Source organism: Azohydromonas sp. (genome assembly GCF_035325925.1).
GTDB lineage: Bacteria > Pseudomonadota > Gammaproteobacteria > Burkholderiales > Burkholderiaceae_C > Calidifontimicrobium.
Genome location: NZ_DAOKZA010000046.1, coordinates 18,854 through 29,880 on the forward strand (window position 1 = coordinate 18,854; position 11,027 = coordinate 29,880).

11 protein-coding genes are annotated in these 11,027 nt (G+C 73.6%); 6 read left to right on the forward strand and 5 right to left on the reverse strand.

Annotated elements, in window-relative coordinates:
• Nucleotides 1-57 precede the first annotated feature (57 nt).
• A complete protein-coding gene (locus PKC53_RS15105) occupies nt 58-1,698 on the reverse strand; it encodes a 3-(methylthio)propionyl-CoA ligase (RefSeq protein WP_324430046.1) in 1,641 nt (546 codons plus the stop codon).
• 190 nt (nt 1,699-1,888) lie between these two features.
• Between PKC53_RS15105 and msrB the strand changes: the two genes are divergently transcribed.
• The 4 genes from msrB to PKC53_RS15125 all read left to right on the forward strand — a co-directional run bounded on the left by msrB (nt 1,889) and on the right by PKC53_RS15125 (nt 4,206).
• On the forward strand, nt 1,889-2,326 hold the full coding sequence (gene msrB, locus PKC53_RS15110; protein ID WP_324430048.1) for a peptide-methionine (R)-S-oxide reductase MsrB: 438 nt from the start codon (nt 1,889-1,891) through the stop codon (nt 2,324-2,326).
• Nucleotides 2,323-2,952, forward strand: a complete 630-nt coding sequence (locus tag PKC53_RS15115) for a septation protein IspZ (RefSeq protein ID WP_324430050.1) — start codon at nt 2,323-2,325, stop codon at nt 2,950-2,952. Before msrB ends, PKC53_RS15115 begins: the two co-directional genes overlap by 4 nt.
• Nucleotides 2,953-3,005: 53 nt before the next feature.
• On the forward strand, nt 3,006-3,272 hold the full coding sequence (locus tag PKC53_RS15120; RefSeq protein ID WP_324430052.1) for a BolA family protein: 267 nt from the start codon (nt 3,006-3,008) through the stop codon (nt 3,270-3,272).
• Nucleotides 3,273-3,399: 127 nt separating this feature from the next.
• Nucleotides 3,400-4,206: a peptidylprolyl isomerase gene (locus PKC53_RS15125; protein WP_324430054.1), complete on the forward strand. Its 807-nt coding sequence runs from the start codon at nt 3,400-3,402 to the stop codon at nt 4,204-4,206.
• Nucleotides 4,207-4,249: 43 nt separating this feature from the next.
• On the opposite strand, the gene PKC53_RS15130 is transcribed toward PKC53_RS15125, so the two are convergent.
• Nucleotides 4,250-4,936 (reverse strand): ABC transporter ATP-binding protein, encoded by a 687-nt coding sequence (locus tag PKC53_RS15130; RefSeq protein WP_324430056.1) that lies wholly within the window; start codon nt 4,934-4,936, stop codon nt 4,250-4,252.
• Here PKC53_RS15130 and PKC53_RS15135 point away from each other — a divergent pair.
• Entirely contained in the window at nt 4,935-5,600 is a 666-nt protein-coding gene (locus tag PKC53_RS15135; protein WP_324430058.1) for an arylesterase, read from the forward strand. The genes PKC53_RS15130 and PKC53_RS15135 overlap by 2 nt on opposite strands.
• A gap of 30 nt (nt 5,601-5,630) precedes the next feature.
• Here the strand turns inward: PKC53_RS15135 and PKC53_RS15140 are convergent, their stop codons facing one another.
• From PKC53_RS15140 to PKC53_RS15150, 3 genes are all read right to left on the reverse strand, one after another.
• A complete protein-coding gene (locus tag PKC53_RS15140; protein WP_324430060.1) occupies nt 5,631-7,796 on the reverse strand; it encodes a DUF6600 domain-containing protein in 2,166 nt (721 codons plus the stop codon).
• Between the two features lie 94 nt (nt 7,797-7,890).
• Nucleotides 7,891-8,427 (reverse strand): peptide deformylase, encoded by a 537-nt coding sequence (gene def / locus PKC53_RS15145; RefSeq protein WP_324430062.1) that lies wholly within the window; start codon nt 8,425-8,427, stop codon nt 7,891-7,893.
• Nucleotides 8,428-8,442: 15 nt separating this feature from the next.
• The gene (locus tag PKC53_RS15150; RefSeq protein ID WP_324430063.1) at nt 8,443-9,687 is read right to left on the reverse strand and encodes an anion transporter; all 1,245 of its coding nucleotides are present in this window, start codon (nt 9,685-9,687) and stop codon (nt 8,443-8,445) included.
• Nucleotides 9,688-9,760: 73 nt separating this feature from the next.
• Here PKC53_RS15150 and fumC point away from each other — a divergent pair.
• Nucleotides 9,761-11,027, forward strand: a 1,267-nt coding sequence (gene fumC, locus PKC53_RS15155) for a class II fumarate hydratase (protein ID WP_324430065.1), incomplete at its 3' end; no start/stop codon positions are given.

An 11,027-nucleotide genomic window follows, 5' to 3' on the forward strand; every position in this document is an offset into this window, starting at 1 on the left:
CCCGCGCTTGGGGGTCGGGAACTACCCCGAAACCCTGTCGCGGGTGGGACAGGCCGCTCAGCCGTTCGGCAGCCTGTAGTCCTTGAACTGCTCGCGAAGTTTCATCTTCTGCATCTTGCCGGTCGCGCCCAGCGGGATCGCGTCGACGAACTGGACGTCGTCGGGCACCTGCCACTTGGCCACCTTGCCCTCGAAGAAGGCGAGCAGCTCGTCGCGCGTGACCTCGGCGCCTGGCTTCTTCACCACCACCAGCAACGGGCGCTCGTCCCACTTCGGGTGCGGCACCGCGATGCACGCCGCCATCGCCACCGCCGGGTGCGCCATCGCGATGTTCTCGACGTCGATCGAGCTGATCCACTCGCCGCCGGACTTGATCACGTCCTTGCTTCGGTCGGTGATCTGCAGGAAGCCGTCGGCGTCGATCGACGCGACGTCGCCGGTGGGGAACCAGTCGCCGTCGGCGTCGTGGCGCAGCGGGTCACCGCCCTCGCCCTTGAAGTAGCCGGCGATGATCCACGGGCCCTTGACCAGCAGGTCGCCACTCTGGCGGCCGTCCCACGGCAGTTCCTTGCCCGCCGGGTCGACGATCTTCATCTCGACACCGAACACCGCGCGGCCCTGCTTGACGAGCACGTCCATCTGCCGCGCGGCGTCGAGCCCGAGGTGCTTGTTCTTCAGGTGGCACACGGTGCCCAGCGGCGACATCTCGGTCATGCCCCAGGCGTGCAGCACGGTCACGCCGTAGCGCTCCTTGAAGGTGTGGATCATCGCCGGCGGGCACGCCGAGCCGCCGATCACGGTGCGCTGCAGCGTCGAGAAGCGCACCTCGTGCTGCGCCATGTGCGTCAGCAGCCCCAGCCACACGGTGGGCACACCGGCGGCCATCGTCACCTTCTCGCCCTCGATCAGCTCGTAGACCGACTTGCCGTCGAGCGCCGCGCCGGGGAACACCAGCTTGGCGCCGGTCATCGCCGCGCTGTACGGGATGCCCCAGGCGTTGACGTGGAACATCGGCACCACCGGCAGGATGCTGTCGCGCGCCGACACCCCCAGCGCGTCGGGCAGCGCGCCGCCGTAGGCGTGCAGGATCGTCGAGCGGTGGCTGTACAGCGCACCCTTCGGGTTGCCGGTGGTGCCGCTCGTGTAGCACAGCGCCGCGGCGCTGCGCTCGTCGAACTGCGGCCAGGCGTAGTCGTCGCTCTCGGCGCCGATCCACGCCTCGTAGCTGACCAGCCCGTCGATGCCGGTGTCTGCGGGCAGCGCGTCGGCGTCGCACAGCGCCACCCACTGCCTGACGGTCGGGCACTTCGACCACACCGCCTTGACGATCGGCAGGAAGGTCATGTCGAAGCACAGCACCCGGTCCTCGGCATGGTTGGCGATCCACACGATCTGCTCGGGCGCCAGGCGCGGGTTGATGGTGTGCACGACGCGCCCGCTGCCGGCGACGCCGAAGTACAGCTCGAAGTGACGGTAGCCGTTCCACGCCAGCGTCGCGACGCGGTCGCTGAACGCCAGCCCGAGCCGGTCGAGCGCGTTGGCCACGCGCCGCGACCGCGCGGCGGCGTCGCGGTAGGTGTAGCGGTGCAGGTCGCCCTCGACGCGCCGCGAGACGATCTCGCCGTCGTGGTGGTGGCGGGCGGCGAACTCGATCAGTCCCGAGATCAGCAGCGGTTGGTCTTGCATCAGACCGAGCATGGAAGTCTCCTTGGTGACAGCGGCGGGCGGTCGGCCGGCGGCCGCGGCCCGGGCGCGCAGTATCGAAGCGCGCCTGCCGCGGTGCAACACGTGATTCTCCCCAACCCGCTTGCAGCCTTTGGCGCAGGCCCGACAATGGGCGCACACCCGCCGGCGCCGGCCCACCGCGCGCGGCGTACGGAACCTGCCCGTGGACAAGCCGACGATCGAACCGCCGCACCCCATCGACGACGCGCGATACCCGGTGCGCAAGACCGACGCGCAGTGGCGCGCCGAGCTCGACCCGGTGCAGTACCGCATCGCGCGCCAGGCCGCCACCGAGCGCGCCTTCAGCGGCAAGTACTGGGACCATTTCGCCGACGGCAGCTACAAGTGCATCGGCTGCGGCACGACGCTGTTCGACGCCGGCACCAAGTTCGACGCCGGCTGCGGCTGGCCCAGCTGGTGGCGCGCCGTCGACGACGCGCGCGTCGAGCGCGTGCTCGACGAGAGCCACGGCATGGTGCGCGTCGAGGTGCGCTGCCGCCAGTGCGGCTCGCACCTGGGCCACGTGTTCGACGACGGGCCCGCGCCGACCGGCGAGCGCTTTTGCATCAACTCGGCTTCGATAGACTTCGAGCCGCGATGAGAACCCTGGTCGACCTGCTTCCCGTCTTCCTGTTCGTCGCCGTGCTCGCCTGGGCCGACGCTCATCCGACCACGTCGACGTGGCGCGACGACTCGATCGGCAGTGCGGTGGCCGTCGAGGTCGGCTCGCGCGAGGCGCCGGCGGTGCTGGCCACCGCCGTCGGCGTGATGGCGGTGTTCGCGCACTTCGGCTGGCAGCGCTGGCGCGGCCGGCGTGCGACGCCGGCGCTGGTCGCCGGGCTGGTGCTGGTGACGCTGCTGGCGGTGGCGGCGATCGGGCTGCGCGGCCCCGCCTTCGACGCCTGGCGACCGAGCGCGATGTACTGGATGATCGGGCTGGCGCTGTGGCTCGCGCGCGTGGTGCTGGGGCGCAACCTGCTGCGCATGCTGCTGGGCCACCGGCTCGAGCTGCCCGACGCCGCGTGGCAGCGGCTCAACGCGATCTGGGTCGGCTTCTTCGGTGTCATGGGCCTGCTCAACCTGTGGGTCGCCTACAGCGTGCCCGACGAGATCTGGCAGCCGTTCAAGGTGTTCGGCGGCATCGCGCTGCTGCTCGTGTTCACGCTGGCGCAGTCGCCGCTGGTGTCGCGCCGGCGCAGCGGCGACGCGCCGGCGAATCGCACCTGATCGGCCGGCCCGCCACCCCTTCGCCGCGCACGTCGCTCGAGACCCACCCCGCGATGCCGGTCAGTGCCCAGCAGATCCACGACGCGCTGCAGCGCCGCTTCGAGCCGCTGCGGCTGGAAGTCGTCGACGACAGCCACCGCCATGCCGGCCACGCCGGCGCGCGCGAGGGCCGCCACTTCACGGTGCGCCTGACGGCCGCGGCGTTTGCCGGCCATGCGCGCGTGGCCCGCCATCGCCTTGTGTATGATGCCCTGCGCGATCTGATGCCCGCCGGCATCCACGCGCTGGCGATCGAGGCGCGCGCCCCCGACGAGGGCTGAAGCGGCGCCGACGCCACCGTCCACGCACGTCTCCGGTTCCGCGTCCGCCGCACGCCCGTTGCCGCCGAATCTGCCTCCCTGCGCCGTCGACCGGCGCTTCCCACGTCCGCGAAAGGCCCCTGCCCCCATGAACCCGAAGTTGTCCGCCACGCGCCTGGCGCTCGCCAGCGTCGCGCTGGCCCTTTGGCTGCCCGCCCAGGCCCAGAACGTCGCCATCGTCAACGGCAAGCCCGTGCCCAAGGCGCGCGTCGACACGCTGCTGCAGCAGGCCACGCGCGGCGGCCAGCAGCCGGTGACGCCCGAACTCGAGGCGCGCGCGCGCGAGGAAGTCGTGCTGCGCGAGATCTTCACGCAGGAGGCCGAGCGCCGCGGCATCGCGCAGGGCGCGGCCTACAAGGCGCAGATGGAGCTGGCGCGCCAGACCATCCTGATACGCGAGCTGTTCGCCGACTGGCAGAAGAACCACCCGGTGACCGAGGCCGAGGCGCGCGCCGAGTACGACAAGTTCAAGGCGCAGGCCAGCGGCACCGAGTACCGCGCGCGCCACATCCTGGTCGCCGCAGAGGACGAGGCGAAGAAGCTGATCGCGCAGATCAAGGGCGGCGCCAGCTTCGACGAACTGGCCAAGAAGCACTCGACCGACACCGGCTCGGCCGCCAACGGCGGTGACCTCGACTTCGCCAAGCCCGACGCCTACGTCGCCGAGTTCGGCCAGGCGCTGGCCAGGCTGCAGAAGGGCCAGATGACCGACGCGCCGGTGAAGACGCAGTTCGGCTGGCACATCATCAGGCTCGAGGACACGCGCGACGCGCAGTTCCCGGCCTTCGACGACGTGCGGCCGCAGATCGAGCAGCAGATCGGTCAGGTGAAGATGCAGCAGTACCAGCAGTCGCTGCGCGACAAGGCCAAGACCGACTTCAAGTTCGGCCAGTGACGCGTGCCGCCGCGGCGCGTGAAGCGCTGCGGCTGCGCGACGCTCAGCCGGCGACGAGCCGCCCCGCCTCGATGTGCAGCTGGCGGTCGCAGCGCGTGGCGATCTCGCGGTCGTGCGTGACCAGCAGCAGCGTCGTGCCAGCCTCGCGGTTGAGGTCGAACATCAGCTGCATCACCGTCGCACCGGTGGCGAAGTCGAGGCTGCCGGTGGGCTCGTCGGCCAGCAGCACGGCCGGTCGCACGACGAAGGCGCGCGCCAGCGCGACGCGCTGCTGCTCGCCGCCGGAGAGCACGCGCGGGTAGTGCCCGAGACGCTGCGACAAGCCGACGCGCCCGAGCATCTCGGTGGCCTGCGCGCGCGCGTCGCGCCGGCCCATCAGCTCGAGCGGCAGCATCACGTTCTCCAGCGCCGTCAGGTTGGCCAGCAGCTGGAAGCTCTGGAACACGAAGCCGACGTTTCGCGCGCGCACCGCGGCGCGCGCGTCCTCGTCGAGCGCGAACAGGTCGGTGCCGGCCAGGTGCACGGTGCCCGAGGTCGGCACGTCCAGTCCGGCGATGATCGACAGCAGCGTGCTCTTGCCCGAGCCCGAGGCGCCGACGATGGCCGCAGACTCGCGTGCCGGCACGGTGAAATCGATGTCGTGGAGAATCGTCAGCGTGCCAGTCGAGTCACGCACCTGCTTGCTGACGTGCTCGACGGCGATGATCGGAGATGCGGTGTCTGGGGTCATGAAGGCTTCGTTCCGGCCGGCGCGGCGGCGGTGGATCGCGCACTGTAGCGGCGTCGCGCTCGCAATCGCGGCGGCGGCCTCGGTGCCCGCACGCGCCGCTCGGGCGCCGGCGACGATCCTCGTCGTCGGCGACAGCCTGTCGGCCGAGTACGGCATCGCGCGCGGCAGCGGCTGGGTAGCGTTGCTCGAGCAGCGCCTGGCCGCGCAGAAGATCGCCGCGCGCGTGGTCAACGCCAGCGTCAGCGGCGACACCACCGCGGGCGGCCGCTCCCGGTTGCCCGCGCTGCTCGCCGAGCACAGACCGACGCACGTGGTGATCGAGCTCGGCGGCAACGACGCGCTGCGCGGGCTGCCGCTGGCGTCGACGCGCGCCAACCTCACCGAGATGGCGCGCGCCGCGCGCACCGCGGGCGCGCGCGTGCTGCTGGTGGGCATGCAGGTGCCGCCCAACTACGGGCGGCGCTACGCCGACGACTTCGCGGCGCTGTTCGGCGAGGTCGCGCGCGCCGAGGGTGCGGCGCTGGTGCCGTTCCTGCTCAAGGGCGTGGCCGACTCGCCCGAGGCCGAGTCGCTGTTCCAGAGCGACCGCATCCACCCGAACGCGCAGGCGCACCCGATCATGCTCGACAACGTCTGGCCGGTGCTGCGCCGCCAGCTCGGTTGAGCCGCGGCCACCGGTCGGCCGCCCCCGGCGTCACCGCTCGCTCTGCCGTTCGAGCGGGCCCCGGCGCCCTTCCCGTCCCGGATCCCGGCCCGGGTCGCGCCCCGGTTCGCGCTCGAGCCCCGGCGGCGGACGCTGCGGCGCGCGCTCGACGCCGACTGCACCGATCGAGCCGCGCGGTGCGGCCGTCGGCGGCGCCTGGGGCGGCGCGGCCGGCACCACGGTCGGCGCCATGGCCGGCGGCATCGGTCGCTCGGCCATGCGCGGCGGCGATGGCGGCAACGGCGACGGCGGGGGCCGCTGCGGAGCGACGATCGCCGACTGCGGTGCGCGCTGCGGCCCGGACGGCAGCGCCGCCGGCGCGCGCGGTTCGAAGCGCTGCGCGTCGCGTCGCGAGTCGTCGCGCCGGTCATCGCGTCGCTCGTCGCGCATCGCCGGTGCACGTTCGCGTGGCGGCGTGGCCGGCGGCGTGAACCCCGGGACCACGGCGCGCGGCGTCGCCGGCGTCGCGGCCGGTGGCATCGGACGCGGGTCGACGCGCGGTGCCGCAGGCGGTGGCGTCGCCGGCGCGGCGAACCCCGGTGCAGCCGGCACCGGCTCGATGCGCGCGCCACGGTCGTCGCCGTCGCGGCGATCGAATCGCGGCCCGCCGTCGCGGCGGTCGCGGCCGGCGTCGTCGTCGCGACCGCTGCGTCCATCGGGCTGCCCGGGCCGGTCGCGCCGGTCGTCGCGCCGGTCGCCCCCGGGGCGCCGGTCGCGGCCGGCACCGACGTCGTCGCCCCGCCCGGGCCGAGGCTCGCGCGCGTCGCGGTCGTCGCGGTCGTCGCGACGCGGGCCCGGCCACCCGGGCGGCACGGCACGCCCCGGCACACCCGGCGCAGTCACCACGCGGCGTGGCGGCGGCGGCGCCAGCGTGCGGTCGTCGTCGTCGCGCGGGCGCTGCAGTCGGCGCAGCAGGCCGGGGTCGACGCGGCGCACCGCGTGGTCGGCCACCGGGCGCCGCGTGTCGAGCACGTGCCCCGGCACCACCGTCACCGCCCCTGGAACGCCGACCAGCGAGTGCCCGTGCCCGTCGCGCCGCGGCGGGCGCCCCGGGTACGGGTTGACGATCGGCGCGTGCCGCGGGGGCAGCCGGTACCACGGCCGGTAGGTTTCGTACGGCGTCAGCGGCACCCAGGCCACCAGCGGGCCGAACTGGATCGACAGGCTCACGCCGCTGCCCGGCACGCCGAGCCAGCCGACCAGCGCAGGCGCGAACACCGGCCGCCGCACGTACGGCCCCGGCACCCAGGTCCAGCGCCCCGACCACATCATCCAGCGCCCGTAGTGGAACGGCGCGAAGCCCCACGGCGTGTCGTCGACCCAGGTCCAGCCCCAGGGGCGCAGCCACACCCAGCGGCCGTAGCGGTACGGCGACCAGCCCGGTGCGACGTGCAGCGGCACCCAGATCGCGCCGAACTCGGGGTGGCGGTCCCAGCGGCCATGGCGGTCGAGGTCGTCCCAGCCGGTCATCTCCGGCGACACGTAGCGGCTGGCCGCGAGCGCCGCGTCGGCGCGGTCGGCCTCGCGCAGCCAGCGATCGAACGCGTCGCCCGTGGCGGCCACGCTGTCGTAGCGGGTCTGCGGCGACTGGCCCGACTGCCAGAACTCGAGGCGCTCGCCGGCGCGCACCGTCTTGCGGCTGTCGGGCGTGTCGAACACGCCCTCGCCCGACAGTACCTGCACCGCAGCGGCGTCGCCGAGGTCGTCGATGCGGTAGTGGCCGGCCGCCAGCGGCAGCCAGCGCCCGGGCGCGACGACCACCTCGTGCTCGCGCGCGACCTCGTCGCTGCGCAGCCGCAGCGCCACGCTGCCGGCGTGCACGCGCAACTGCACCAGTTCGTCGTCCAGGCGCAGCCACTCGACCTCGGTGCGTGCGGCCAGCCGCAGCGTCGACGAGCCGACCTGCACGACCGCGCGTGCGCCGTCGTCGGTGGCCAGGCGGTCGCCGCCGGTCAGCGGCCGGTTGCGCAGCGCCTCGGTCCAGCTGCCGTCGTCGGCGTCGACGACCCACACCGTGCCCTGCACCTCGGCCAGCCGGCCGACGCGCCCCGGCACGTCGGCGCGCGCCGCCGTGGCGCACAGCGCGAGCGTCAGCAGGGCCAGCAGCGTGCGCCAGGGGGCGCCGCGCGCGGCGGCGGATGACGGCCAGGCGTTCATGCGTGACGCTCCTCGGGTGTCCACCTACCGACAACGCCGCGCGCCGCCGCGGCGTCGACCGCCTTCACACAGCTTTACATCCCGCCGCGGCGGCTCAGTCTTCGCCGGCCGGATCGAGCTCGGGGAACAGCACGCGGGTGAAGCCCAGCCGCGTCAGGTCGCGCATGCGCGTCGGGTACAGCCGGCCGATCAGGTGGTCGCACTCGTGCTGCACGACGCGCGCGTGGAAGCCCTCGGCCTCGCGCTCGACCGGGCGGCCCAGCGGGTCGAAGCCGGCGTAGCGGATGCGCGCCCAGCGCGGCACGATGCCGCGCAGCCCCGGCACCGACAGGCAGCCCTCCCAGCCCTCCTCCTCGGCGTCGCCGAGCGGCGTGATCGTCGGGTTGATCAGCACCGTCTTCGGCACCGGCGGCGCGTCGGGGTAGCGCGCGTTGCGCCCGAAGCCGAAGATCACCACCTGCAGGTCGACGCCGATCTGCGGCGCCGCCAGCCCGGCGCCGTCGGCGGCGGCCATGGTGTCGAACAGGTCACCGACCAGCGCGTGCAGCTCGGGCGTGTCGAAGGCGGCCACCGGCTGCGCGACGCGCAGCAGCCGGGCGTCGCCCATCTTCAGGATCTCGCGGATGGCCATCGTCGGTGCGGGGGTTCAGGCAGCGTGACGCCACGCCAGCCAGCCGGCGGTGATCGCCAGCGTGGCCAGCGTCACCGGGATGCCGGTGGCTGCATGGCGCTTCCAGTCGATCACGATACCGCGTTTGCGCGCCGCGTCGACGACGATGATGTTGGCGATCGAGCCGACGATGAACAGGTTGCCGGCCAGCGTGCTGACCAGCGCCAGCGTCGGCCCGGCGTGTGCCGCGTCGGCCGCCGGCAGCAGCAGCATCACCGCCGGCACGTTCGACACCAGGTTCGACAGCAGCAGCGTGACGATGAACAGCGGCCCCGGCTCGCCGAGGTGCACACCCTGCGCGGCCAGCCACTGCACCGCGTCGGCCGTCAGCCCGGTGTGCTCGAGCGCGGCGTTGACGACGAACAGCCCGATGAACAGGATCAGCAGTTCCCAGTCGATCAGCCCCATGACCTGCGACGAGTGCAGGCGCTGCGACAGCAGCAGCACGCCGGCGCCGACCAGCGCCGCGACGTCGTGCCGCCAGCCGGTGAACAGGAACACCGCCACCAGCGCCACGGCCACCGTCAGGCCCTTGGCGGTCTGCCAGCGGTCGAACGACGGGTACTCGGCCTCGAGCGCGGCCAGCCGCGCCGGGTCGGGCGCGGGCAGCGGCGCGGTGCGGCGCAGCGGCCACGCCAGCAGCGCCCACAGCGCGACCAGGCCGAGCGCCACCGGCACGATCGCCTCGACCAGGTAGCCGGCGAAGTCGAGCCCCAGGCGCTGGCCGATCAGCATGTTCTGCGGGTTGCCGATCAGCGTGGCCGCCGAGCCGATGTTCGCCGCGCAGGCCAGCGCCAGCAGGAACGGCACCGGGTCGAGGCGGCGGCGCAGGCACGCGTCGGCAAGCACCGGCGCCACCGCGAGGCACACGATGTCGTTCGAGAACACCGCCGACAGCGCCGCGACCACCGCGATCACCACCGCCAGCAGCGTCGACGGGCTCGCGTCGAGCGCGGCGACGCGCCGCGTGACCCAGGTGTAGAAGCCGCCCAGGCGCATCTGCGCCGAGATCACCATGAACGAGAACAGCAGCAGGATCGTCGGCAGGTGCACCGCCTGCGCCGCCTGCTCGAGGCTGAGCACGCCGGGGCCGACGACGGCGATCGCGCCGAGCAGCGCGACGCCGGTGCGGTCGAGCTGCAGCCGCGGCAGACCGCCGAGGATCATGCCCAGGTAGACGACGGCGAACACGGCGACGACGTAGTAGGGTTGCGCGTTCATCGATTCACCGTGGGTGCGGCCGCGATGATGCCCGACGTCGCGCACCGCCCCGCGCTGCTGCGAGGAGATCGCCATGGCCGACGACCGGCGCATCGAACGCGACAGCTTCGGCGACATCGCCGTCGACGCGCGGCGGCTGTGGGGCGCGCAGACGCAGCGCTCGCTCGAGCGGTTCGAGATCTCGACCGAGCGCATGCCCGCCGAGCTTATCGGCGCGCTGGCGCGGGTCAAGCGCGCCGCGGCCATCGTCAACGCCGGGCTCGGTCGGCTCGACCCCGCGAAGGCGCGCGCGATCGCCGAGGCCGCCGACGAGGTCGTCGCCGGCCGCCACGACGCCGAGTTCCCGCTCGTCGTCTGGCAGACCGGCTCCGGCACGCAGACGAACATGAACCTCAACGAGGTGCTCGCCAACCGCGCGTCGCAGTTGCTCGGCGGGCCGATCGGGCCGCGGCGGCTCGTGCACCCGAACGACGACGTCAACCGCGGCCAGTCGTCGAACGACGTGTTCCCGACCGCGATGCACGTCGCCGCGCGGCTGGCGGTGGTGCAGCGGCTGCGCCCCGCGCTGGCCGCGCTGCACGCGACGCTGCAGGCCAAGGCGCGCGACTTCGCCGGCCTCGTGAAGATCGGCCGCACGCACCTGCAGGACGCGACGCCGCTGACGCTGGGTCAGGAGGTCTCGGGCTGGGCCGCGCAGCTGGCGCAGGTGCTGGCGCGACTCGACGACGCGCTGCCGCCGCTGGCCGAACTGGCGATCGGCGGCACCGCGGTGGGCACCGGGCTGAACACGCACCCCGAGTTCGGCGCGCGCGTCGCCGCCGAGCTGGCGCGCACGACCGGCGAGCCGTTCGTCGACGCGACCAACAAGTTCGCCGCGCTGGCCGCGCACGACGCGCTGGTGCACCTGCACGGCGTGCTGAAGACGGCTGCCGCGGCGCTGACCAAGGTCGCCAACGACGTGCGCTGGCTCGCGTCGGGCCCGCGCGCCGGGCTGGGCGAGATCACGATCCCCGAGAACGAACCCGGCAGCTCGATCATGCCGGGCAAGGTCAACCCGACGCAGTGCGAGGCGCTGACGATGGCCTGCTGCCAGGTGTTCGGCAACGACGTCGCGGTCAACGTCGCCGGCGCCAGCGGCGCCTTCGAGCTCAACGTCTACAAGCCGGTGATCGCGCACGCGCTGCTGCAGAGCCTGCGCCTGCTCGCCGACGCGTCTCGCAGCTTCGACCTGCACTGCGCGCGCGGCATCGCGCCGAACGAGACGCGCCTGGCCGAAGGCGTGCGGCGCTCGCTGATGCTGGTCACCGCGCTGGCGCCGCACATCGGCTACGACCGCGCCG